This window comes from Micrococcus sp. Mcc89, assembly GCF_024519795.1.
Lineage (GTDB): Bacteria > Actinomycetota > Actinomycetes > Actinomycetales > Micrococcaceae > Micrococcus > Micrococcus luteus.
On the sequence record NZ_JALJRI010000021.1, the window covers coordinates 21,520 to 44,530 of the forward strand.

20 protein-coding genes are annotated in these 23,011 nt (G+C 73.8%); 3 read left to right on the plus strand and 17 right to left on the minus strand.

What is annotated here, in order from left to right; all coding sequences use genetic code 11:
• Nucleotides 1-17: 17 nt before the first annotated feature.
• Nucleotides 18-3,140 carry a bifunctional [glutamine synthetase] adenylyltransferase/[glutamine synthetase]-adenylyl-L-tyrosine phosphorylase gene (locus NR072_RS02305; protein WP_182488390.1) on the minus strand — a complete coding sequence of 1,041 codons (3,123 nt, stop codon included), beginning with the start codon at nt 3,138-3,140 and terminating at the stop codon, nt 18-20.
• A 10-nt stretch (nt 3,141-3,150) separates the two neighbouring features.
• A complete protein-coding gene (gene glnA / locus NR072_RS02310) occupies nt 3,151-4,491 on the minus strand; it encodes a type I glutamate--ammonia ligase (protein ID WP_095694676.1) in 1,341 nt (446 codons plus the stop codon).
• 36 nt (nt 4,492-4,527) lie between these two features.
• On the opposite strand from glnA, the gene panB reads away from it, so the two are divergent.
• On the plus strand, nt 4,528-5,391 hold the full coding sequence (gene panB / locus NR072_RS02315; RefSeq protein WP_044659514.1) for a 3-methyl-2-oxobutanoate hydroxymethyltransferase: 864 nt from the start codon (nt 4,528-4,530) through the stop codon (nt 5,389-5,391).
• A gap of 68 nt (nt 5,392-5,459) precedes the next feature.
• On the opposite strand, the gene NR072_RS02320 is transcribed toward panB, so the two are convergent.
• Nucleotides 5,460-5,672 (minus strand): SPOR domain-containing protein, encoded by a 213-nt coding sequence (locus NR072_RS02320; RefSeq protein ID WP_036340724.1) that lies wholly within the window; start codon nt 5,670-5,672, stop codon nt 5,460-5,462.
• Nucleotides 5,673-5,708: 36 nt separating this feature from the next.
• On the opposite strand from NR072_RS02320, the gene map reads away from it, so the two are divergent.
• Together map and ppgK are read left to right on the plus strand one after the other, a co-directional pair.
• Entirely contained in the window at nt 5,709-6,653 is a 945-nt protein-coding gene (map, locus tag NR072_RS02325) for a type I methionyl aminopeptidase (protein WP_145951434.1), read from the plus strand.
• Nucleotides 6,654-6,674: 21 nt separating this feature from the next.
• A complete protein-coding gene (gene ppgK, locus NR072_RS02330) occupies nt 6,675-7,499 on the plus strand; it encodes a polyphosphate--glucose phosphotransferase (protein WP_036339941.1) in 825 nt (274 codons plus the stop codon).
• A gap of 158 nt (nt 7,500-7,657) precedes the next feature.
• On the opposite strand, the gene nrdR is transcribed toward ppgK, so the two are convergent.
• The 14 genes from nrdR to ftsW all read right to left on the minus strand — a co-directional run bounded on the left by nrdR (nt 7,658) and on the right by ftsW (nt 23,006).
• Nucleotides 7,658-8,152 (minus strand): transcriptional regulator NrdR, encoded by a 495-nt coding sequence (nrdR, locus tag NR072_RS02335; protein ID WP_002855838.1) that lies wholly within the window; start codon nt 8,150-8,152, stop codon nt 7,658-7,660.
• A gap of 43 nt (nt 8,153-8,195) precedes the next feature.
• Nucleotides 8,196-11,792, minus strand: a complete 3,597-nt coding sequence (dnaE, locus tag NR072_RS02340) for a DNA polymerase III subunit alpha (protein WP_256835999.1) — start codon at nt 11,790-11,792, stop codon at nt 8,196-8,198.
• 107 nt (nt 11,793-11,899) lie between these two features.
• A complete protein-coding gene (locus NR072_RS02345; protein WP_095694680.1) occupies nt 11,900-12,862 on the minus strand; it encodes an RluA family pseudouridine synthase in 963 nt (320 codons plus the stop codon).
• 4 nt (nt 12,863-12,866) lie between these two features.
• Nucleotides 12,867-13,337, minus strand: a complete 471-nt coding sequence (gene lspA / locus NR072_RS02350; protein WP_115166288.1) for a signal peptidase II — start codon at nt 13,335-13,337, stop codon at nt 12,867-12,869.
• A 56-nt stretch (nt 13,338-13,393) separates the two neighbouring features.
• Nucleotides 13,394-13,993, minus strand: a complete 600-nt coding sequence (locus NR072_RS02355) for a DivIVA domain-containing protein (RefSeq protein WP_036314182.1) — start codon at nt 13,991-13,993, stop codon at nt 13,394-13,396.
• A 139-nt stretch (nt 13,994-14,132) separates the two neighbouring features.
• Nucleotides 14,133-14,429 carry a YggT family protein gene (locus NR072_RS02360; protein WP_049146938.1) on the minus strand — a complete coding sequence of 99 codons (297 nt, stop codon included), beginning with the start codon at nt 14,427-14,429 and terminating at the stop codon, nt 14,133-14,135.
• Between the two features lie 7 nt (nt 14,430-14,436).
• Nucleotides 14,437-15,069, minus strand: coding sequence for a cell division protein SepF (sepF, locus tag NR072_RS02365; RefSeq protein WP_061867226.1), 633 nt, complete (start codon nt 15,067-15,069; stop codon nt 14,437-14,439).
• 110 nt (nt 15,070-15,179) lie between these two features.
• Nucleotides 15,180-15,968 carry a YggS family pyridoxal phosphate-dependent enzyme gene (locus NR072_RS02370; protein WP_061867225.1) on the minus strand — a complete coding sequence of 263 codons (789 nt, stop codon included), beginning with the start codon at nt 15,966-15,968 and terminating at the stop codon, nt 15,180-15,182.
• Nucleotides 15,965-16,786, minus strand: a complete 822-nt coding sequence (locus tag NR072_RS02375) for a polyphenol oxidase family protein (protein WP_060974345.1) — start codon at nt 16,784-16,786, stop codon at nt 15,965-15,967. Before NR072_RS02375 ends, NR072_RS02370 begins: the two co-directional genes overlap by 4 nt.
• Nucleotides 16,783-18,003, minus strand: coding sequence for a cell division protein FtsZ (gene ftsZ, locus NR072_RS02380; protein WP_182488389.1), 1,221 nt, complete (start codon nt 18,001-18,003; stop codon nt 16,783-16,785). Before ftsZ ends, NR072_RS02375 begins: the two co-directional genes overlap by 4 nt.
• Before the next feature lie 317 nt (nt 18,004-18,320).
• A complete protein-coding gene (locus tag NR072_RS02385; RefSeq protein WP_051995230.1) occupies nt 18,321-19,049 on the minus strand; it encodes a cell division protein FtsQ/DivIB in 729 nt (242 codons plus the stop codon).
• Nucleotides 19,050-19,102: 53 nt separating this feature from the next.
• Complete coding sequence (gene murC / locus NR072_RS02390; RefSeq protein ID WP_041102720.1) at nt 19,103-20,590, minus strand: UDP-N-acetylmuramate--L-alanine ligase; 1,488 nt, start codon at nt 20,588-20,590, stop codon at nt 19,103-19,105.
• On the minus strand, nt 20,587-21,717 hold the full coding sequence (gene murG, locus NR072_RS02395; RefSeq protein WP_041102719.1) for an undecaprenyldiphospho-muramoylpentapeptide beta-N-acetylglucosaminyltransferase: 1,131 nt from the start codon (nt 21,715-21,717) through the stop codon (nt 20,587-20,589). The genes murC and murG overlap by 4 nt, the downstream gene beginning before the upstream one ends.
• Entirely contained in the window at nt 21,714-23,006 is a 1,293-nt protein-coding gene (gene ftsW / locus NR072_RS02400) for a putative lipid II flippase FtsW (protein WP_044659504.1), read from the minus strand. The genes murG and ftsW overlap by 4 nt, the downstream gene beginning before the upstream one ends.
• Nucleotides 23,007-23,011 lie beyond the last annotated feature (5 nt).

Sequence of the window (23,011 nt, forward strand, 5' to 3'; positions counted from 1 at the left end):
TGGCGGGCCGGCGTCGTTCAGAGCCCGTAGAACCGGGTCTCGAACACCTGACGGGCCAGGCGGGTCACCCGCAGGTAGCGCTCCTCGAGCTCCCCGCCGGCCGTGCCCACCCCGCTGAGGCGGGCCACGGCCTCGAGGTCGCGCATGTTCGTGGGCAGCACGTCCGAGACCTTGCCCGTCCACAGCAGCAGGGCGGCGCGGATCCGGGTGGCCAGCAGCCACGCCTCCTCCAGCACGGCGACCTCGGCCTCGGGCAGCAGCCCGTGCCGGGCGATCGCCCGCAGGGCCGGCAGCGTGCCGGTGACCCGCAGGTCCTCGACCTCTCCCGCGTGGCGCAGCTGCAGGGACTGCACCAGCCACTCCACGTCCGAGAGCCCGCCGCGGCCGAGCTTGACGTGCCGGGAGGGGTCCGCGCCGCGGGGCAGGCGCTCGGCCTCCACACGGGCCTTGATGCGCCGGATCTCCCGCGCGTCCGCGGTGGTCAGGTCCCCGGCGTAGCGGACCCCGTCGGCCCACCGCCGGAAGTCGGTGGCGAGGTCGTCGTCGCCGGCCAGGGGCCGGGCGCGCAGCAGCGCCTGACGCTCCCACACCTCCGCCCAGCGCCCGTAGTACTCCCGGTACGAGTCCAGGGTGCGCACGAGCGGCCCCTGGCGCCCCTCGGGGCGCAGGTCGGCGTCCACCTCGAGCGGCCGCTCGCCGGGCAGCGGCGGGGTCGCGGGGCGGTGCAGCAGGGACATCAGCGTCCGCACGACCTCCTCGGCCTGCTCGCGCGCCCGCCCCTCGTCGACGCCGGGGCGTGGCCGGTGCACGAACAGGGCGTCGAGGTCCGAGCCGTAGGTGATCTCCCGGCCGCCCTGGCGGCCCATGGCCACCACGAGCACGTCGGTGAGCGGGTCGGCGTCCCCGACGACGGCGCGCGAGGCCACGCGCAGGGCGCCGACGACGGTGATCTGGTCGATGTCCGACAGGGCCCCGGTGACGGCCTCGAGGTCCAGCAGCCCCGAGATGTCCGCCAGGGCCACGCGCAGGGTCTCGCTGCGCCGCACCTGCCGCACATGGCGCACGGCCGCGGGGGCCTCCTGCGCGGCCACGCGGCGGTCGAGCCGCGCGTCGACCTGGCGCCAGAGCTGTATGGCGCCCCGGGGGTCGAGCTCCCGGTCGTCCCCCACCCAGGCCACGGCCTCGGGCGAGTGCTCGAGCAGGTCCCCCACGAACCGGGAGCCGGACAGGACCAGGCACAGCCGCCGGGCGGCGTCCGAGGAGTCGCGGAGCATCCGCAGATACCAGGCCGTGCCGCCCAGCGACTCGGAGAGCCGGCGGAAGGCGAGCAGGCCGCCGTCGGGGTCGGCGCCCCGCGCGAACCACCCGAGCATGGCCGGCAGCAGCTGCCGCTGGACCGCGGCCCGGCGCGAGACGCCCTGCGTGAGGGCCTCGATGTGCCGCAGGGCGCCCTGCGGGTCGCGGTAGCCCAGCGCCGCCAGGCGGTCGCGGACGGCCTCCGCGGACAGCCGCACGTCCTCGGCGGACAGGGCGGCCGTCGTCGACAGCAGCGGCCGGTAGAACACGGTCTCGTGGAGACCGCGCACGGCGCGGCGCACGCGCGTGAACTCGGCCTGGAGGTCCTCGCCGGTGGCGGGGCCCCGGTCGGCGGCGCCGCGCATCGACCGGGCGACGACGCGGCGGGCCTCCTCCTTGACCGGCATCAGGTGGGTGCGCCGCAGGTGCACGAGCTGGATGCGGTGCTCGAGGGTGCGCAGCCACCGGTAGTGCTCGTCGAACGCCCGCGCGTCTCGCGTGGTGACGTAGGAGGCGGCGTGCAGCGCCCGCACCGCGTCGAGCGTGCCGCGCACCCGCAGCGACTCGTCCGCACGGCCGTGCACGAGCTGGAGCAGCTGGGCCGTGAACTCGACGTCGCGCAGACCGCCGGGCCCGAGCTTGATCTCCCGCTCGCGCTCCGCGGGGGCGAGGGTGTCCAGGACCCGGGCGCGCATGGCCCGGACGGACTCGACGAACCCGTCGCGCGCGGAGGACTCCCACACCCGGGGCCAGATCTCCGCGATGTAGCGCTCGCCGAGCTGTGGCGAGCCCGCGATCGGGCGGGCCTTGAGCAGGGCCTGGAACTCCCAGCCGTGGGCCCAGCGGCGGTAGTACTCGGCGTGGGACTCCACGGTGCGGCTCAGGGCGCCGTCCTTGCCCTCGGGACGCAGGTTGGCGTCGACTTCCCACAGTCCCGGCTCGGGGGCCGCACCCTGGATCACGCGGCCGATGCCCGCGGCCAGCTCGGCCGCGAGCGCGGCGGCGCGCGGCCCGTCCGGGACCTGGGCGTCGGGGTCCGCGCCGTCCGCGGCCTCGCGGACGGCGTGGGCGAACACGACGTCCACGTCTGAGACGTAGTTGAGTTCGCCGGCGCCGCACTTGCCCATGCCGATCACGGCGAGGTCCACGCGGTCCACCACGGGGCCCTCCCGCTCGGTGAGGACGGCCCGTGAGACGGCGAGCGCCGCGTCCACGGTGGCGCCGGCCAGGTCCGCGAGCCAGCGGCCCACCGAGGACACGGCCGCCGTGGGCTCGGCGGAGTCGAGGTCGCGCAGGGCGATCGCGGCCAGCTGGCGGCGGTAGGCGCGGCGCAAGGCGACGGCGGCGTCCTTGCCGGTGACGGCCGCGAGGGGGCGGTCGGCGTCCGGGTCGGCGCCCACCGAGTCCAGGAGCAGGCGGCGCAGGGCGGCGGACGCATCACCCCAGGGCTCGCCGGCGGTCGGGTCGGGCTGGGCGAGGGCGGGCGCGGTGGCGGCGGCCGCGTCCGGGTCGAGGACGAGGTCCAGGTGCTCGGGACGGCGGATGAGGAACTCGCCGAGGGCCTCGGAGGCGCCGAGCAGCCGCAGCAGGCGGGCCGTCGTCCCGGGGTCCCGGAGGGCGTGGTGGACGCGGGGCTCGCGCTCGGCCAGGCGCACCCACAGCAGCAGGGCCCGGTCGGGATCGGCGGCGTGGCCGAGGAGCTCGACGAGGGGACGCACGTCCACGCCCTCGAACTCGGGCGAGGTGAGCAGCGTCTGCACGCGGCCGGCGTCGGCGACGCCGGCGTGCGCGAGGGTGCGGCGGTCCGGGGCGTCGGCGGTCGCCGCGTCGGGCAGGGCGGACACGGCCGGCGCCTCAGAGGCCGGAGAGGTAGCGCCGCAGCTCGTACGGCGTGACCTCCACCCGGTAGTCGTCCCATTCCTGGCGCTTGTTGCGCAGCAGGGCGTCGAAGACGTGCTCGCCCAGCACGGATGCCACGAACTCGGACTCCTCGGCGGCGCGCAGGGCGTCGTGCAGGGTGCCGGGCAGGGGGACATGGCCGAGCACGCGCCGCTCGTGGGTGGTCAACGCGCTGATGTCCTCGGCGGCGGCCTCGGGCACCTCGTAGCCCTCCTCGATGCCCTTGAGTCCGGCCGCGATCAGCAGGGCGTAGGCGAGGTACGGGTTGGCCGAGGCGTCGATGCCGCGGTACTCGATGCGGGCCGAGCCGGCCTTGTCCGGCTTGTACAGGGGAACGCGCACGAGGGCGGAACGGTTGTTGTGCCCCCACGAGGTGTACGACGGGGCCTCTCCCCCGCCCCAGAGACGCTTGTAGGAGTTGACGAACTGGTGGGTCACCGCGGTGATCTCCACGGAGTGGCGCAGCAGGCCCGCGATGAACCGGCGGCCCGTGACGGAGAGCCGGAACTCGTCCGCGGGGTCGTAGAACGCGTTCGCGTCGCCCTCGAAGAGGGAGAAGTGGGTGTGCATGCCGGAGCCCGGGTGGTGGGAGAACGGCTTGGGCATGAACGTGGCGTAGGTGCCCTGGGCGGCGGCGACCTCCTTGACGACGGTCCGGAACGTCATCACGTTGTCCGCCGTCGTGAGCGCGTCCGCCGCGCGCAGGTCGATCTCGTTCTGGCCGGGGCCGTTCTCGTGGTGGCTGAACTCGACGGAGATGCCCATGCCCTCGAGGAGGCTGACGGCGTCGCGGCGGAAGTCGGCCGCGTCGGAGCCGGGCACGTTGTCGAAGTAGCCCGCGCGGTCCACGGGCACCGGCTCCCCGTCCGGGCCGGGCTGGTCCGACTGCAGGAGGTAGAACTCGATCTCCGGGTGGGTGAAGCACGTGAAGCCCTGGTCCGCGGCCCGGTCCAGCACGCGGCGCAGCACGTGCCGCGGGTCGGCGGGGGCGGGGCGGCCGTCCGGGGTGAGCACGTCGCAGAACATCCGGGAGCTCTGTCCCTGGTCGCCGCGCCAGGGCAGGATCTGGAAGGTCGAGGGATCGGGCTGCAGCAGCATGTCCGACTCCGAGATGCGGGTGTATCCGTCGATCGAGGAGCCGTCGAAGCCCAGGCCCTCCGTGAAGGCGTTCTCCACCTCGGCTGGAGACAGGGCCACCGACTTCAGCGTACCGATCACGTCCGTGAACCAGAGCCTGACGAACCTGACGTCCCGGTCCTCGATGGTGCGGAGCACGTAGTCCTGCTGTCGATCCATGCCGCCACTCTAGACGCGCCGCGTAGACTCCGGCCCATGTCTGCTCCCCAGTCCCCCCGGCAGCCTGACGACACCGCCCCCTACGGTCCGCCCGCCCCGTCCCGGTACCGGACGGTCCACCTGCAGCGGGCCAAGGACGAGGGCCGGCGCTTCGCGATGCTCACCACCTACGACGCGATGACGGCGGCCCTGTTCGACGAGGCCGGCGTCGAGGTGCTGCTCGTGGGCGACTCGGTGGGCAACACCATGCTGGGCCACCCCACCACCCTGCCGGTCACCCTGGACCAGATGATCCTGTTCACCCAGGCCGTGGTGCGCGGTGCCGAGCGTGCCCTCGTGGTCGCGGACCTGCCCTTCGGCTCGTACGAGGCCTCCCCGCGGCAGGCCGTCGAGTCGGCCGTCCGCCTCGTGAAGGAGTCCGGCGCGCACGCCGTCAAGGTGGAGGGCGACGAGCGCTTCGCCGAGCACGTGGCCGCGATGACGGCCGCCGGCGTCGCGGTCATGGCCCACATCGGCTTCACCCCGCAGTCCGAGCACGTGCTCGGCGGCTACCGGGTGCAGGGCCGCGGCGCGGGGGCGGCCGAGCGGATGACCGTGTCGGCCCAGGCCCTCGAGGCCGCGGGGGCGTTCGCCGTCCTGATGGAGATGGTCCCCTCGGACGTCGCCGCCGCCGTCGACGCCGCACTGCGGGTGCCCACCGTGGGCATCGGCGCGGGCCCGGGCACCACGGGCCAGGTGCTCGTGTGGCAGGACATGCTCGGTCTACGCGAGGGACGGGTGCCCCGGTTCGTCCGTCAGTACGCCCGCCTGCACGAGGTCGTGGGTGAGGCGGTCCGGGCCTATCGCGCGGACGTGCTCGACGGCGCGTTCCCGGCCCCGGAGCACGGCTTCGAGGGCTGAACCCGCCCCCTGAGACGACCGGGCCCCCGTCCCTCAGGACGGGGGCCCGGTGTCGTCCGGTGCCGCGGTCAGGAGGCGTCGTCGACGGGACGGCTGTCCCAGTCGTCGTCGCGCGCGTCCTCCGCGTCGGCGGCCTCGTTGTTCGCCCGCACGCGGTCCATCGCGGCCTGGGCCTCCTCACGGGTGCCGAACGGGCCCAGCAGCTGGGACCAGTCCGACTGGGCGCCCACCTCCACCTGATGCGTGTTGACGTTGTACCAGAACTCGCTCGTCTCGGTCATGGGGGCCACAATAGCCGGGCCGATAGGCTGGAGGACATGTCCCAGCGTCAGAACCCCGCCGCCCCGTCCAGCCACAACGGTCCCCGCCCTGCGGGCCCCACCGCGCCGGAGCCCGGGTCGCTCGCCCCCGTCGGCACTCTGACGCCCGGGGCCCCGTCCCCCGCCCCGCCCGTGCCGGCCGCGATCCCGCGCCCCGAGTACGTCGGCAAGGCCACCCCGGACGAGGGCAACGCCTCGGACGTCTACGACGCCGCCGGCATCGAGCGGATCCGCGCCGCCGGCCGCCTGGCCGCGCAGGCCATGGAGCACACCGCCGCCCACATCCGCCCGGGCGTCACCACGGACGAGCTGGACCGGATCGCGCACGCCTTCCTCGTGGAGCGCGGCGCCTACCCGTCCTGCCTGGGCTACCGCGGCTTCCCGCGGTCCATCTGCACCTCGATCAACGAGGTCATCTGCCACGGCATCCCGGACGGCACCGTCCTGGAGGACGGGGACATCGTCAACCTGGACATCACCGCGTACCTGGACGGCGTCCACGGGGACCACAACCGCACCTACCTGGTCGGCGACGTGGACGAGGAGTCCCGGCTGCTCGTCGAGCGCACCGAGGAGGCCCTGCGCCGCGGCATCCGCGCCGTGAAGCCCGGCCGTCAGGTCAACGTGATCGGCCGCGCCATCGAGTCCTACGCCAAGCGCTTCGGCTACGGCGTGGTGCGCGACTTCATCGGCCACGGCGTGGGCGTGGACTTCCACTCCGGCCTCGTGATCCCCCACTACGACGCGGCCCCGGCCCACGACCGCCTGCTCGTGCCCGGCATGGTGTTCACCATCGAGCCGATGCTCACCCTCGGCACGATCGACTGGGACCAGTGGGACGACGGCTGGACCGTGGTGACCCGCGACCGCCGTCGCACCGCGCAGTTCGAGCACACGATCGTGGTCACGGACGACGGCGCGGAGATTCTCACGCTGCCGTGACCCGGCACTAAGCTGGGGGCCGTGACGACGCACACCAGCACCGCCCAGCGCTCCTCCAAATACCCCACGACGATCGGCATCGACGTCGGGGGGACCGGCATGAAGGGCGGCCTGGTCCGCCTCGGGTCGGGGCCGAAGGCGGGCACCCTGCGCGGGGACCGCTTCCGCATCCCCACGCCGCAGCCGGCCATGCCCGAGCCCGTGGCGGCGACCCTGGCGGCCATCACCGCCGAGCTCGACGGGCGCGAGAAGGCGCCGAAGCCCTCCGCCCCGCTGGGTGTGTGCTTCCCCTCGATCGTCAAGGACGGGGTGTGCCTGTCCGCGAACAACATCGACCACTCGTGGATCGGCACGGACCTGCGCGGCAGGTTCGAGGAGCACCTGCGCCGCCCCGTGACCGTGGTCAACGACGCCGACGCGGCCGGCCTCGCGGAGGCCCGCTACGGGGCCGGGCGGGGCGTGCGCGGCCTGGTGCACGTGATCACCCTCGGCACCGGCATCGGCGGCGCGATGATCCACGACGGCGTGCTCGTCCCGAACTTCGAGGTCGGCTCCCTGGAGCTCGACGGCGTGATGGCCGAGTCGCGGGCCTCCGCGAAGGCCCGGGAGCGCGATCAGCTCAGCTGGGCCGAGTACGCCGAGCGACTGCAGCGCTTCTTCTCCCACGTGGAGCGGATCTTCTCGCCGGACCTGTTCATCGTCGGCGGCGGCATCTCCAAGCGGCCGGACGACTACCTGCCGCTGCTGCGCCTGCGCACCCCGATCGTCCCGGCCCAGCTGCAGAACAACGCGGGCATCGTGGGCGCCGCCCTGGCCGCGCACGGCTCGCTCGCCGACGGCAACTGAGGGCGCAGACACCGAGGGCGGTTCCGGCTTCCCCTCCGGAACCGCCCTCGGCAGTCTTGCCGGGCCGACCGAGGTCGGCCCGGGGATCACTGTAGCGTCTGGAGGCCGTGCGCACCACTGCACCGTCGATCCCGGCGGCGCCGTCGCATCGGCCCAGGTCAGCGGGTGAACAGCCGCGGCTGCACGGCGGGACGGCCGCGGTCGTCCCCGTCACCGGCCCGGAGCTCCGCGATGGCCTCCTCGAAGTCGTCGAGGGACTCGAAGTCCCGGTAGACGGAGGCGAAGCGCAGGAAGGCCACCTGGTCGAGACGGCGCAGCGGATCGAGGATGGCCAGGCCGACGTCGTGGGCGTCCACCTCGGCGTTGCCCGTGGCACGGACCGTCTCCTCGACCTCCTGGGCGAGCATGGCCAGGTCGTCGCTCGTCACCGGCCGCCCCTGGCACGCCTTCCGGACGCCGTTGATCACCTTGGAGCGGTCGAACGGCTCCGCCACCCCGGAGCGCTTGACGACGGTCAGGGCGGTGGTCTCCATGGTGGTGAACCGCTTGCCGCAGGCCTGACACTGCCGACGCCGACGGATGGCGGAGCCGTCGTCGAGGGAGCGTGAGTCGACCACGCGCGAGTCCTCATGGCGGCAGAACGGGCAGTGCATCAGCTCTCTCCTCCTGGGCGGGGCACTCCCATGCTACGTCCGCTCAGCCGAGGCAGGCCGGACCCAGCAGGATCTTCAGGTCGCCGAACAGCGCCGGGTTCGGGCTCACCCGGAACTGCGGGCCCAGCTGGAACTCCTGCGTGGCACGCTGGCCCACCAGGGACAGCCGCACCTCCGAGGAGCCCTCGTGGGTGCGCAGCACGTCCGCCAGCTGGCCCATGACCTGCTCCGTGGCCTTGAACGCCGGCAGCGTGATCCGCACGGGGCCGCCGGGGCCGTCCGAGAGCTCCGGGATGGTCAGCTCCATCGCGGACAGGGACACCGACCCGTCGTCCCGGCGCTGCACCCTGCCCTTGACGGCGACGACGAGGTCCTCGGCCAGCATCATCGCGATGGGCGCGTACACCTGGCCGAAGAACATGACGTCCATCGAGCCGCCGAGGTCCTCGATCTCGCAGCGCGCGTACGCGTTGCCCGAGGACTTGGCGATGCGGCGCTCGAGCGTGGTGATCAGGCCCGCGATGGTGACGATCGCGCCGTCCGCGGGCCCGTCGTCGTCGAGGACGCGGGTGATCTGGACGTCGGCGTGCTGGGCCAGGACGCCGTCGAGGCCCTGCAGCGGATGGTCGGACACGTACAGGCCCAGCATCTCGCGCTCGAACGCGAGCTTCTCCTTCTTGGCCCACTCCGGCAGGTCCGGGACGGCGACGCCGTCCGCGGCGTCGGAGTCGTCCTCGTCGCCGCCGCCGAGCGCGAACAGGTCGAAGGTGAACTCGCCGTGGTCCTCCTTGCGCTTCTGCGCCACGGTGGCGTCCACGGCCTCCTCGTGCACGGCCAGCAGGGCGCGGCGGGCGTAGCCGAGGGAGTCGAAGGCGCCGGCCTTGATCATGGACTCGATGGTGCGCTTGTTGCACACCACGAGCGGCACCTTCGCCAGGAAGTCGCCGAAGCCCGTGTACGAGCCCTTCTCCTCGCGCCCCTGGACCATGCCCTTGACCACGTTGGCGCCCACGTTGCGGACGGCGCCCATGCCGAAGCGGATGTCCCGGCCGACGGGGGTGAAGGTCAGGTGGGACTCGTTCACGTCCGGGGGCAGCACGGTGATGCCCATGTGGCGGCACTCGTTGAGGTACATGGCCAGCTTGTCCTTGTCGTCGCCCACCGAGGTGAGCAGCGCGGCCATGTACTCCGCCGGGTAGTGCGCCTTGAGGTAGGCCGTCCAGTAGGAGACCAGGCCGTAGGCGGCCGAGTGCGCCTTGTTGAACGCGTAGTCCGAGAAGGGCAGCAGGATGTCCCACAGGGCCTTCACCGCGGCCTCCGAGTAGCCGCGGTCCAGCATCCCCTGGTGGAACGCCTCGTACTGCTTGTCCAGCTCCGACTTCTTCTTCTTGCCCATCGCACGGCGCAGGATGTCGGCCTGGCCGAGCGAGTAGCCCGCCACCTTCTGGGCGATCGCCATGACCTGCTCCTGATACACGATCAGGCCGTAGGTGGTGTCCAGGATCTCCCGCAGCGGCTCCTCCAGCTCCGGGTGGATCGGGGTGATCTCCTGCTGCCCGTTCTTGCGCAGCGCGTAGTTGGTGTGCGAGTTCGCGCCCATGGGGCCGGGGCGGTACAGGGCGATGGTCGCCGAGATGTCCTCGAAGTTGTCCGGGCGCATCATCTTCAGCAGCGAGCGCATGGGCCCGCCGTCGAGCTGGAACACGCCGAGGGTGTCACCGCGGGCCAGCAGCTCGTAGGCCGCCGGGTCGTCCACGTCGAGGGTCTCCAGGTCCAGGTCCACGCCCTGGTTCGCCTTCACGTTCTCGAGCGCGTCCGAGATGATCGTGAGGTTGCGCAGCCCCAGGAAGTCCATCTTGATCAGGCCCAGGGACTCCGCCATCGGGTAGTCGAACTGGGTGATGACCTGGCCGTCCTGGAGGCGGCGCATGATCGGGATGACGTCGATCACCGGCACCGAGGACATGATCACGCCGGCCGCGTGCACGCCCCACTGCCGCTTCAGGCCCTCGAGACCCTTGGCGGTCTCGAAGACCTCCTTCGCCACCGGGTCCGTCGCGATCAGCTCGCGGAAGGGCGCGGCCTCCCCGTAGCGCGGGGCCGCGGGGTCCTCGATGTCCTTGAGCGGGATGTCCTTGGCCATCACCGCCGGCGGCAGCGCCTTGGTGAGGGACTCGCCCATCGAGAAGGGCTGGTCCATCACGCGGGCCGAGTCCTTCAGAGCCTGCTTGGTCTTGATGGTGCCGTACGTGACGATCATGGTGACGCGCTCGTCGCCGTACTTGCGGGTGACGTAGTCGATCACCTCGGAGCGACGGCGGTCGTCGAAGTCGACGTCGAAGTCGGGCATGGACACGCGGTCCGGGTTGAGGAACCGCTCGAAGATCAGCCCGTGCTTGAGCGGGTCCAGGTCCGTGATGCGCAGCGCGTACGCCACCATCGATCCGGCGCCCGAGCCGCGGCCCGGGCCCACCCGGATGCCGTTCTCCTTGGCCCAGTTGATGAAGTCGGCCACGACGAGGAAGTACCCGGGGAAGCCCATCGAGATGATGACGTCCAGCTCGTAGTCCGCCTGCATGCGCACGTGGTCCGGCACGCCGTCCGGGTAGCGGTAGGCCAGACCGGAGGCGACCTCCTTGATGAGCCAGCTGGTCTCGTCCTCGCCCTCCGGCGTGGGGAAGACCGGCATGTAGTTGGCCTTCGTGTCGAACTCGACCTCGCACCGCTCGGCGATGAGCAGCGTGTTGTCGCAGGCCTCGGGCAGCTCCGCGAACAGCTCGCGCATCTGCCGCGGGGACTTCAGGTAGTACTCGGTGCCGGAGAACGCGAAGCGGGAGCCGCCCTGGTCGTAGCTGGGCTCGTTGAGCTTCGAGCCCGACTGCAGGGCCAGCAGCGCCTCGTGCGCCTTGGCGTCGTGCTCGTGGGTGTAGTGCAGGTCGTTCGTGGCCACGAACGGCAGGCCCAGGTCCTTGGCGAGCCGCCGCAGGTCCGTCATCACCCGGCGCTCGATGTCGAGGCCGTGGTGCATGATCTCGCAGTAGTAGTTGTCCTTGCCGAAGATGTCCCGGAAGTCCGAGGCCGCCTGCATCGCCTCCCGGTACTGGCCCAGGCGCAGGCGCGTCTGCACCTCGCCGGAGGGGCAGCCCGTGGTGGCGATCAGGCCCTTCGAGTACTGGCTCAGCAGCTCCCGGTCCAGCCGCGGCCACTTGGCGTACACCGAGTCCAGCGAGGCGATCGAGCCCATCCGGAACAGGTTGTGCATCCCCTCGGTGGTCTCGCTCAGCAGCGTCATGTGCGTGTACGCACCGCCGCCGGACACGTCGTCCCCCCGCTGGTGGGGCTCGCCCCAGCGGGTCTTCTCCTTGTCCGTGCGGTGCTGATGCCCGGGGGCCACGTAGGCCTCGAGCCCGATGATCGGCTTGACGCCCGCCGCCTTCGCCTTGGACCAGAAGTCGTAGGCGCCGAAGAGGTAGCCGTGGTCCGTGATGGCCAGCGAGTCCATGCCCAGCCGCTGGGCCTCGGCGAACAGGTCGTCCAGCTTCGCGGCGCCGTCGAGCATGGAGTACTCGGTGTGCGTGTGCAGGTGGACGAAGCCGCCGTCCTTCACGGCGTCGGGGCGGGCGTCGGCGGACACGGTCATGTGGGGTGGGCCTTTCGACGGGGAGGACGGCGGGGCCGCACCAGCCTACTCGTGGTGCCCGGGCGGCGGGGCCGGACCGGGACGGGGGTCACGTCGACGGTGCCGGCTCAGTCCTCGTCGCCGCGCAGCGCCGCCAGGGCGTGGGCGAGGTCGTCCGGATACGGGGAGGTGATCGTCACCGGCTCCCCCGTGACCGGGTGCGGGAACGCCAGCCGGTGGGCGTGCAGCCACTGGCGGGTCAGCCCGAGTTCGGCCGCCAGGCGCGGATCCGCCCCGTACGTGAGGTCGCCGACGCACGGGTGGCGCAGCGCCGAGGTGTGCACGCGGATCTGGTGGGTGCGCCCGGTCTCCAGGTGGACCTCGAGCAGGGTGGCCCGGCCGAACACCTCGAGCGTCTCGTAGTGGGTCACGGACGGCCGGCCGTCGTCGAGCACCGCGAACTTCCAGTGGTGGCCGGGATGCCGCCCGATGGGCGCGTCCACGGTGCCGCTCAGCGGGTCCGGGATGCCCTGGACGACGGCGTGGTAGACCTTCTCCGGCACGCGCTCGCGGAACTGGTCCTTCATGGCCGTGTAGGCGCGCTCGGTCTTGGCCACGACCATGACCCCGGTGGTGCCGACGTCGAGCCGGTGCACGATCCCCTGGCGCTCGGGGGCGCCCGAGGTGGTGATGTCGTAGCCGAGGGCGGCCAGGGCGCCCACCACGGTGGGCCCGACCCAGCCGGGCGAGGGGTGTGCGGCCACGCCGGTGGGCTTGTCCACGGCCACCAGGTCCTCGTCCTCGTACAGGATGCTCAGCGCGTCCACGCGCTCTGCCCTCACTTCCAGGGGGTCGGGGTCGTCGGGGACGTCGACGGCGAGGGTCTCCCCCGCCACGGCCTTCGCGGACTTGGCCAGGACGCGGTCCCGGCGGCCGGAGCGCGACTCGGCCCGCACCAGGCCCCGGGAGAACCAGTCCGCCAGCAGCGAGCGGGAGACGCCGAACGCGTCGGCGAGCACCGCGTCGACCCGCCGGCCCGCCTCGGCCTCGGTGACCTCGAGCCGCTCGGTCAGTCCCGGTCTCATGCCCATGTCCTCACGCCTCCCGTGTGCCGTCCAGGCGGCGGCCGGTCATCACGAGCAGGGCGACGCCGATGACGGAGCAGACGATGAACGAGTCCGCCACGTTGAAGATCGCGAAGTGCGGCACGGAGATCATGTCGACCACGTGGCCGCGCCCGAACGCCGGGGGCCGGAACAGCCGGTCCGTGAGGTTGCCGAGCACGCCGCCGGCGAGCCCGCCCAGCGCCAGGGCCCACGGCGTCGAGCGCACGCGGGCGATCCCGACGAGGGCGGCCACCGCCACCACGGCTTGGATGACGGTGAACACCCAGGTGTGGTCCTCGCCGATGGAGAAGGCCGCGCCCGGGTTCAGGATGTAGTGCCAGCGCAGCACCCCGGGGATCACCGTGACGGAGTCCCCCAGCTGCATCGTGCTCTCGACCGCGTACTTGGTCAGCTGGTCGAGGGCGTAGGCCAGCACCGCCACGATGAGGGCGGTGAGCACGGCTCGCCGGCCCGCGCGAGGGGATCGCGGGGCCGGCGCGGCGTCGACGGCTCGGCTCACGCCGTGGGCGTGGGGGGCTCGACGCGCTTCTGGGCGCGGATCTCGCGCAGCTGGCCCTCGATGTAGGAGGTGAGGCGGCTGCGGTAGTCGGTCTCGAAGCTGCGCAGCTGTTCGACCTCGCCCTCCAGGCCGGCCTTCTCCTCGGCCAGGGCTTCGAGGGTGCGGGCCTTCTGCTCCTCGGCGTCGCTGACGAGCCGGGCCGCGGTGGCCTCGGCCTCGGCGACGAGCTCGGTGCTGCGCTGCTCGCCCGCGGCGACGTGCTCGTCGTGCAGCCGCTGGGCCATGGCCAGGACGCCGGCGGCGGAGGTCGCGGCCGCGTCGGCGGACTCGGGGGCGGCGGCCGGGGCCGACTCCTCGGCGGAGGCCGGGGTCGCGGCGGCCTCCGGGGTGTCCGCAGCGGGGCCGGCGGCCGGGGCGGCGCCGCCGGCGCGCAGCTCCGCGTTCTCGGACTCGAGCTGCTCGTTGAGGGCGATCAGGCGCTTGAACTCCGCCACGATCTCGTCGAGGAAGTCATCCACCTCGGTCTGGTCGTAGCCCTCGCGGAACTTCGTGGGCTGGAACTGCTTGTTGACCACGTCTTCCCAGGACAGCGCCATGGAACCGTCTCGCTCTCTGCTCGGTGCTCGGGGACGGCCGGGCGGCCCGGCGCGTCGGCGGTCGGCGCGCCGGTGAGGGGCGGCGCCGATCCTGCCGCGAAGACTACCACCGGGGCCGACAGCCGCCCCGGGCCGCGGGTCAGGCCACGCCGGCCAGGCTCAGCACCAGGACCCGCAGCAGGACGACGCCGAGGAACACGATGAGGAAGGCCACGTCCAGGCCGATGCCGCCCAGGTTCACCGGCGGCACGGCACGACGCACGGGGCGCAGCAACGGATCGGTGGCCCCGTACACGCCGCTGGCCAGCACGAGGGCCGCCCCGGTGGGGCGCCAGTGGCGGGCGAACGACTGCGTGACGTCCAGGACGATCCGCACGGTCAGCGCCGCGAGCACCACCGTCAGGGCGAGGTAGGCGAGGGCGAGGAGCAGCTGCATGGGCGCCTCAGTCGCCGTCGAACGGGGAGTCGGCCGCGCCGGACTCGCCCTGCTCGGCGCCGACGACGTCCACGGTGGCCGGGGTCAGCAGGAACACCTTGCTGGTGATGCGGGAGATCGAGCCGTGCAGGCCGAAGACGAGGCCGGCCGCGAAGTCCACGAGGCGCTTGGCCTCGTTCTCACCGAGGTCGGTCACGTTCATGATCACGGGGACGCCGGAGCGGAAGGCCTCGCCGATCGCCTTCGCGTCGTTGTAGGAGCGGGGGTGGACGGTGGACAGGGTGTGCACGGAGGCTCCTTCGGCAGACGACGCTGCGGCTCGCTTGATGGGGGTCACCGGGGCCCGGTAGCCCGGGTCGGCCGGCTCGGGACGCGCCGGACGCCGGGGTTCGACGGGATCGGCCGCGGTGGAGCCGGACGGGGTCACGGGCTCCGGCCGCTCGGCCGGCTCGGGATCGCGGACCGCAGTCGGGCGGACGGCCTCCATGTGGGGGTCGGTGTCCGGCTCCGCGGGGCGGCGCGCCTCGACGACCTCGTGTCGGGGCGCGGTCTCCCGCTCGGTGGCACGGGGCTGCTCGTCGTACTCGTCGCCGTCGGCCAGGCCGAGGTAGATCATCGTCTTCTTCAGGGCACCAGCCATGAGTCTTCCTTCACCACGTCCTCCGGCCCCGGGGGCCGCCGTCGTTCGTCGTCGGTGCGCGTGCGTCCGCACGGTCCTGTCGCGTCCCGCCGGGACGCGCGGGGTCAACGTTAGCCCACCGCGTCCCGGGCCCCCAGAACGTCGGAGCCGATGCGCACCTGTGTCGCCCCGGCGCGCACGGCCGCCTCGAGGTCCGCGCTCATCCCCATCGACAGCGCGGTGGCCTCCGGATGCGTCTGCCGCACGCGCGCGCCGAGAGCGGCGAGCCGGCGGAACGCGTCCTCCGGGTCCAGGCCGCGCGGTGCCACGCACATCAGCCCGCCCAGCCGCAGACCCGGCAGGCCGGCGACGACGGCCGCGAGGGCGGCGACGTCCTCGGGGCGGGCGCCGCCGCGCGGACCGATCCCCTCGGGACGGTCCTCGTCGGCGCGGTCGTCGACGTCCACCTGCACGAGGCACTCCAGGTCGGGGATCGCGGCCTCGGGCTCGCGCTCGCGCCGCAGCACGAGCGCCCGCGAGAGCGCCTCGGCCAGTTCGGGTCGGTCCACCGACTCCACCACGGACGCGTAGCGCACCACGTACTTGGCCTTGTTGGTCTGCAGCTGGCCCACGAAGTGCCAGCGCGGGGCGTCCGCCCCCAGGGCCGCGGCGACGGCCTCGGCCTTGGGCCGGGCCTCCTGGTCGCGGTTCTCCCCCACGTCGGTCACGCCGAGCGCGGCGAGGCGCACGACGTCCTCGGCGGGGTGGGTCTTGGTCACGACGACGAGCGCGGGCTCCGCCTCGCGCCCGGCGTCCCGCGCGGCGTCGGCGATGCGGGAGTGCACCGCGGCGAGCGCGTCGGCGATCTCCCGGGCGCGGGGGTCCGTCGGGGTCGGCCCGGCGGTGGCGGGGGCGGTCATGCGTCTCCTCTCGGGGTGGTGGCGTCGGGGTCGGCGCGCCAGACGAGGCCGGCGAACCGGCCCTCACCGGGCGCCCGACGGTGCGAGAACAGGCGCTCGTCCTCCCGCGTGCACACGTCGATCGTCGCGGCGGCCACCCCGCGGGCACGGAGGACCTCCGCGGCGCCGGCGGGCAGGTCGAGGGCGGGGGTGCCCCAGGACGTGGTGGCGGCGGTCGCCGGGAGGCGGGCGGCGGCGTCGTCGCGCATGGCCGCGGGCACCTCGTAGCAGCGGCCGCACACGCCGGGGCCGATCCAGGCGCGCAGGCCGGGACCGGCTCGGTCGGCCTCCGGACGCAGGGAGAGCAGCCGATCGACGGTCGCCTCCAGGACGCCCTCCAGCAGCCCGCGTCGCCCGGCGTGGGCCACGGCGGTCGCGCCGGTCGTCTCGTCGACGAGGACCACGGGGAGGCAGTCGGCCACCATGACGGCCAGCGGCCGGGACCCGTCGCGGCTCACGGCGGCGTCGGCCACGGGGGCCGGGGCACCGCCGCGCCCGGGCCCGTCCGCCCACACGACGTCGGCCGAGTGCACCTGGTCCAGATAGAGCGTGGCGCCCTCGGGGACCCCCATCACGCGCTCCAGGGCGCGACGGGCGGCGCTGACGCGAGCGAGCCCCTCGGCCTCGTCCGGCGGGACCACGTGCAGCGCGAGGTTGCCGGCGGCCACGGAGGTCCAGGCGACGTGCACGGCGCCCGTCGCGGTGCGGACGGTCTCGCGGTGCACGAAGGGGCCGGCGGGGACCCGTGTGGTCCCGGCCGGCCCCTCCGCGGCCGTCACTTGAGGAAGTCCGGGACGTCCAGGTCCGAGGACCCGGCGCCGAGGTCCGGCTCCACCACGGTGGGCAGGTCCTGCTGGCGGCGCGGCTGCTGCTCCTGCGGGGCCAGCGGCACGGTGCCGCGCACGGCGGGGCGCTCGGCCTGCTGCGGCGGGGCCGGGGCGGCCGGCTGCGGCTGGGCGGGGACGGGCTGCGGCTGCGCGGGGGCCGCGGCCCGCTGCGGGGCCGCCTGCTGCTGCACGGCCTGCGGGGCGGCCGGGGCGGAGGTGACGTCCACCTTGTCGAAGCCCGCGGCGATCACGGTCACGCGCACCTCGTCGCCGAGGGCGTCGTCGATGACCGCGCCGAAGATGATGTTGGCCTCCGGGTGGGCGACCTCCTGGACCAGTCGCGCGGCCTCGTTGATCTCGAAGAGGCCGAGGTCGGAGCCGCCCTGGATGGAGAGCAGCACACCGTACGCGCCGTCGATGGAGGCCTCGAGCAGCGGCGAGGCGATCGCCAGCTCGGCCGCCTTGACGGCGCGGTCCTCGCCCTGCGCGTGGCCGATGCCCATGAGCGCGGAGCCCGCGCCCTGCATCACGGACTTCACGTCCGCGAAGTCGAGGTTGATCAGGCCCGGGGTGGTGATCAGGTCGGTGATGCCCTGGACGCCGGAGAGGAGCACCTGGTCCGCCTGACGGAAGGCGTCCATGACCGAGACGTTGCGGTCCGAGATGGACAGCAGGCGGTCGTTCGGGATCACGATGAGGGTGTCGACCTCGTCCCGCAGGGCGTCGATGCCCGCCTCGGCGGAGCCGGCGCGACGGCGGCCCTCGAACGTGAACGGACGGGTCACGACGCCGATGGTCAGGGCGCCGAGCGAGCGCGCGATGCGGGCCACGACGGGCGCTCCGCCGGTGCCGGTGCCGCCGCCCTCGCCCGCGGTCACGAACACCATGTCCGCGCCCCGCAGGACCTCCTCGATCTCCTCCGCGTGGTCCTCGGCGGCCTGGCGGCCGACCTCGGGGTTCGCACCCGCGCCGAGTCCACGGGTGAGCTCGCGGCCCACGTCCAGCTTCACGTCCGCGTCCGACATCAGCAGCGCCTGGGCGTCCGTGTTGATGGCGATGAACTCCACGCCGCGGAGCCCCACCTCGATCATGCGGTTCACGGCGTTCACGCCGCCGCCGCCGATGCCGACGACCTTGATGACGGCCAGGTAGTTCTGGGGTGCAGCCACGGTGTTGGTTCCCTTTGTTCGAGATCTCGAGAGGTCAGCGCGAGGCACATCGCCCCGGTGATCGGCGGCCACCCGGGGTGGACACCTTCAAGCACAGCGTGAAGCGAGCCTCGCGCGCGTTCGGATCCACCGTACTGGGAGGCCCGCGTCACGCGCAAAAGAAAACGGCGTGTCCACGCGGAAAAGACGCCCTCAACATCAACTTTCACGTGAGACTCGAAGGACGAGCCTCCGCAGTGATGGCACCCCGACTCGCATGAGGCCCCGCGCCCCGACCTTCACCTTCACGTTCTACTGGAGACTCCTGTGGCCCCGGTTCAGCGCGTGATCGGCCGCGTGGGCACGGAGACGTCGATCTCGGCGACGCCGCCCGCCGCGGACCCGTGCCGCTCGTCCGCCAGGAACGCCTCGGCCACGGACCCCTTGAGGCCGGCGTCCTGCGCGTCGCCCCAGACCAGGGTCACCCCACCCTCGAGCGCCAGACGGACCTGGCCCGGGCCCCGGGAGTCGGCCGTCTCGACACGATCCGCCACGGCCTCCGGCAGGGCGGCCAGCACCTCGGCCACCTCGGCGCGCTCCTCCTGCGCCCGCTGCGCCAGCTCCTCCGAGAACGCGGGGAGGTCCTCGCCCTCGAGCCGTTCCTCCGGCACTCCCGTCAGGACGGTGCCGTCTGCGAGCAGCAGCTGCACACCGTCGTCGCCGTCCCGCCGGGCCCGCGTCTCATGCTCCCGGACCACGACCTCCAGGCCGGTGGGCAGGCGGGGAACGGTCTGGACCTCGGCCACTCCGGGCAGACCACCGACCAGCTCGCCCACACAGCCGGCGCCGACGCGGGACAGCGGCACGCCGTACACGGGCTCCAGGCGCTCCTGGACCTCGGCGGCGGAGACATGGCGGGTGCCGGTGACCTCGACGCGGTCCACCGCGAGCACGGGCGAGAAGAACACGACCCAGCCCAGGGCGGTCAGCACCGCGAGGACCGCGGCCGCCACACCCCAGCGCGTGGCGCGGCGCCGGCGCGCGGTGCGGCCCGGGAATCGGACCACGGTGGAGGCGTCGGCCCCGGCTGGTGCGACCGGCGGCGTCCCGCGGCCGAGCCTCACGGGTGGGCGACGCCGGGCGCCGCGTCCCGACCGAGCTCGGCCAGCAGGTCCGCACCCAAGGCGGTGACGTCCCCCGCGCCCATCGTCAGGACGACGTCGCCGGCCGTGGCGCCCGCCGCGAGCGAGCGCACCGCCTCGGCGCGGTCCTCGGCGACGACACGGTCCTCGGCGGCGCCCGTGGTGAGGCGGGAGGCGATGAGGGACGAGTCGACGCCGGGCATCGGCTCCTCCCGAGCCGCGTACACGGGCAGCACGCGCACCGCGTCCGCCCCGGAGAGGGCGGCGGCGAACTCGGCGGCGAAGTCCCGGGTGCGGGAGAACAGGTGGGGCTGGAACAGGACGTGCACGCGGGCGTCACCGGCCACGGCACGGCCGGCGGAGACCGCGGCGGCCACCTCCGTGGGATGGTGCGCGTAGTCGTCGAAGACCCGCACGCCGCGCGCGGCGCCACGGAACTCGAATCGGCGGGCCGTGCCCCGGAAGGCCTCGACGCCCCGCACGGCGGCCTCGAAGGCCATGCCCGCCCGGACGGCGGCCAGGACCACGGCGGCGGCGTTCAGCGCGTTGTGCCGGCCGGGCACCTGCAGGTGCAGGGTGCGCTCCGGCCCGTCCGCCATCCGGAACGTGGCGCGCTGGCCCACTCCGGTCTCGCCCGGCTCCACCGCGAGGTCGGTGACCAGCAGGTCCGGCACCACGCCGTCGCGGGGCGCCGTGCCGTAGGTCACGACGTCGGCGGCCGCGTTGTCACGGGCCCACGCGGCGAGCTCCGCCGCGCCGGCGTCGTCGAGGCAGGCCACGAGGACCCCGCCCTGGGCGGCGGCTGGCAGCCCGCCCGCGAAGTCCCGGAAGACCTGGTGCACCGCCTCCTCGGTCCCGTAGTGGTCCAGGTGGTCGGCCTCCACGGTCGTGACGATCCCGATCGTGCTCGGGTAGTTCACCAGGGTGCCGTCGGACTCGTCGGCCTCCGCGATGAACCACTCGCCCCGGCCCGCCCGGGCGTTGGTGCCGAGCCCGGCGACGGCGGCGCCGACGGCGAACGTGGGGTCCCAGCCGGCGTCGGAGAAGGCCATGGCGGCCATGGAGGACGTGGTGGTCTTCCCGTGCGTGCCGGCGACGGCCAGCACCCGGTGGCCGCGCATGGCCAGGGCGAGGCCCTCGGAACGGTGCAGCACGCGCAGTCCGCGTGCCACGGCGGCGTCGTGCTCCGGGTTGCCCGGCCCGGCGATCGAGGAGGCGATCACCGTGGTGACGTCCCGGCCGAGGTGCGCGGCGTCGTAGCCGACCGTGATCCGGGCGCCGCCCGCGGCGAGCTCGCGCATTACGGGCAGGTCCTTCGCGTCGGAGCCGGACACCGCGACGCCCTGCTCCTGGAGGATGCGGGCGACCCCCGACACGCCCACGCCGCCGATCCCCAGCAGGTGCACGCGGCCCAGGTCGGCGAAGCGGCCCTCGGCCGCGGGACGGGTGCTCTCGTCGCGGCTCATCGCCGGGCTCCTTCCTGGGCGGCCGAGCGCACGAGGCCGGCCATGGTGACGTCCGCGTCCCGGACGCCGAAGCGGGCGGCCGCCTCCCCCATGCGCGCCAGACGCTCGGGGTCGGTCGCCAGCGGGATCAGCTGACGCTGCACCCACGCGCGCCCGAAGGCGTCGTCGCGGACGAGCAGCGCACCCTCCGCCTCCACCACGGGGCGGGCGTTGAGCGCCTGCTCGCCGTTGCCGATGGGCAGGGGGACGTAGACGGCGGGCAGGCCGACCGCGGACACCTCGCAGACCGTGCCGGCGCCCGAGCGGGCGACGATCAGGTCGGCGGCGGCGTAGGCCTGCTCCATGCCCGCCAGGTACTCCCGCTGGACGTAGCCGTCCCGGACCAGGAGGCTGCCGTCGTCCTCGGTGAGGGCCTTGTCCCGCCCGGTCAGGTGGAAGACCTGCAGACCGGCGTCGAGGAGGTCGCCCAGCGCGGCGCGCACGGTGCGGTTCACGGCCAGCGCACCCGAGCTGCCGCCGGTCACCACGACGGTGGTCCGGTCCGGGTCGAGGCCGAGGGCCTCACGGGCGGCACGGCCGGCGGCCGCCCGGTCCAGGCCGGAGATCTCGGGGCGCATCGGCATGCCCACCCAGCGGGCGCCGCGGAGGCGGGTGTCCGGCAGGGCGGTGCCGACGTGCGTGGCCCGCAGGGCGCCGATGCGGTTGGCCAGGCCGGGGCGGGCGTTGGCCTCGTGGACCACCACGGGCACACCGGCCCGGAACGCGGCGAGGTACACGGGGGTGGCGACGTAGCCGCCCACGCCCACGACGACGTCGGCGCGCCGGTCCCGCAGGATCCGGGCCGCCGTGGCGACCGCGGCGCGCATGCGGGCCGGGAAGCGGACGACGTCCATCGACGGGCGGCGCGGCATCGGGACCCGGTCGATCAGGTCGAGCTCGTAGCCCGCCTCGGGGACGAGACGCGTCTCCATGCCGGAGGCGGTGCCGACCATGGTGCACTCGACGGGGCCGCCGCCGTCATCCTCCAGGGCGCGGGCGATCGCGAGCATCGGGGAGATGTGGCCGGCGGTGCCGCCGCCGGCCAGCACCACCCGCAGGGGTCCGGAGGGATGAGAGGTCTGCGTCATCGGGGCTCCTGGAGGACGGGGGTGGGGATCACGGGGAGGGGGTCGGTGTCCGGCTCCTCCGCCTGCGGGCGGGCGTCCGGCTGCGCGGCACGGCGACGCTCGTGGCGGGCGAAGGCCAGCACGATGCCGACCGCGCTCAAGGACAGGGTGAGCGCGGAACCACCATAGGAGATGAAGGGCAGCGGGACGCCCACCACGGGGATGATCCCGGAGACCATCGCGATGTTGACGGACGCCTGGCCCACCAGCCAGGCCAGGATCCCCCACGTGGACAGGCGGATGAACGTGGACGTGGTCCCGGCGGCGACGCGGTAGATGCCGATCGCCAGGCCGAGGTAGGCCAGCAGCACCACCAGCGTGCCCACGAGCCCGAGCTCCTCGCCGAGGATGGTGAAGATGAAGTCGTTCTCGGCCTCCGGGATGTAGCTCCACTTCTGGCGGGACTGGCCGAGGCCCGCGCCCCACCAGCCGCCCGAGGCCAGGGCGTACATCCCGTGCGCCGGCTGGAAGCAGGGGTCGGTGGCGTCGGAGCAGTCCCCCAGCCAGGCCTGCACCCGGACCATGCGGTGCGGGGCGAGGAGGGTCAGGGCCAGGATGCTCAGCACGCTCAGCGCCAGGAAGGTGAGGAAGACCCCCCAGTGGGTGCCGGCCACGTACAGCACCGTGGCCAGCACGAGCGCGAGGATGATCGCGGTCCCGAGGTCGCTGCCCGCCATCACCAGGACCAGCAGCAACAGGCCGCCGGGCAGCACCGGGATCAGCGCGTGCCGCACCTGGGTGACAAGGCGGTGCTTGCGCTCCAGGACCGCCGCCGCCCACAGGGCCAGGGCGAGCTTGGCGGCCTCGGAGGGCTGCATCCGGAACCCGCCGATGCCGAGCCAGTTGCGATTGCCGCCCACGGTGACCCCGAGCGGGGAAAACGCGACCAGCGCGAGCAGGATCACGGCCACGCCGAACGCCGGCCAGGCGAGCGCCTTGAAGACGCGCACCGGCAGGCGCGAGAACACGAGCAGGGCCGCCACGCCCGCCACCGCCCAGGCGGTCTGGCGCAGGAACAGAGCGTACGAGCCGCCGCCGGTGCCGATCGCCTCGACGGAGGACGAGGAGAGCACCATCACGAGGCCCAGCACCGTGAGCAGGGCGGTGCAGCCGCTGATGAGCAGGACCGACAGGTCGAGGGCGCGGCGACCCTCGAGGACCCGCCACATCCGGCGCAGGAGCCGCTCCCGGTGCTCGGGGGCGTCGTCGTCCGCGCCGGAGCGCACCGGGCGGAGCTCGATCGGGGACATGGCCC

Excerpts from the sequence above, each read along its gene's own strand:
- dnaE (WP_256835999.1), bottom strand. The coding sequence starts at position 11,792 with ATGACCGTGTCCGCCGACGCCCGCCCCGACGCCGTGAAGGACGGCGGC.
- NR072_RS02345 (WP_095694680.1), bottom strand. The coding sequence starts at position 12,862 with ATGGGCATGAGACCGGGACTGACCGAGCGGCTCGAGGTCACCGAGGCC.
- NR072_RS02320 (WP_036340724.1), bottom strand. The coding sequence starts at position 5,672 with ATGACCGAGACGAGCGAGTTCTGGTACAACGTCAACACGCATCAGGTG.
- murC (WP_041102720.1), bottom strand. The coding sequence starts at position 20,590 with ATGAGCCGCGACGAGAGCACCCGTCCCGCGGCCGAGGGCCGCTTCGCC.
- NR072_RS02355 (WP_036314182.1), bottom strand. The coding sequence starts at position 13,993 with ATGGCGCTGTCCTGGGAAGACGTGGTCAACAAGCAGTTCCAGCCCACG.
- NR072_RS02370 (WP_061867225.1), bottom strand. The coding sequence starts at position 15,968 with ATGACCGCCCCCGCCACCGCCGGGCCGACCCCGACGGACCCCCGCGCC.
- panB (WP_044659514.1), top strand. The coding sequence starts at position 4,528 with ATGTCTGCTCCCCAGTCCCCCCGGCAGCCTGACGACACCGCCCCCTAC.
- ftsW (WP_044659504.1), bottom strand. The coding sequence starts at position 23,006 with ATGTCCCCGATCGAGCTCCGCCCGGTGCGCTCCGGCGCGGACGACGAC.
- NR072_RS02360 (WP_049146938.1), bottom strand. The coding sequence starts at position 14,429 with ATGCAGCTGCTCCTCGCCCTCGCCTACCTCGCCCTGACGGTGGTGCTC.
- murG (WP_041102719.1), bottom strand. The coding sequence starts at position 21,717 with ATGACGCAGACCTCTCATCCCTCCGGACCCCTGCGGGTGGTGCTGGCC.
- map (WP_145951434.1), top strand. The coding sequence starts at position 5,709 with ATGTCCCAGCGTCAGAACCCCGCCGCCCCGTCCAGCCACAACGGTCCC.
- sepF (WP_061867226.1), bottom strand. The coding sequence starts at position 15,069 with ATGGCTGGTGCCCTGAAGAAGACGATGATCTACCTCGGCCTGGCCGAC.
- glnA (WP_095694676.1), bottom strand. The coding sequence starts at position 4,491 with ATGGATCGACAGCAGGACTACGTGCTCCGCACCATCGAGGACCGGGAC.
- nrdR (WP_002855838.1), bottom strand. The coding sequence starts at position 8,152 with ATGCACTGCCCGTTCTGCCGCCATGAGGACTCGCGCGTGGTCGACTCA.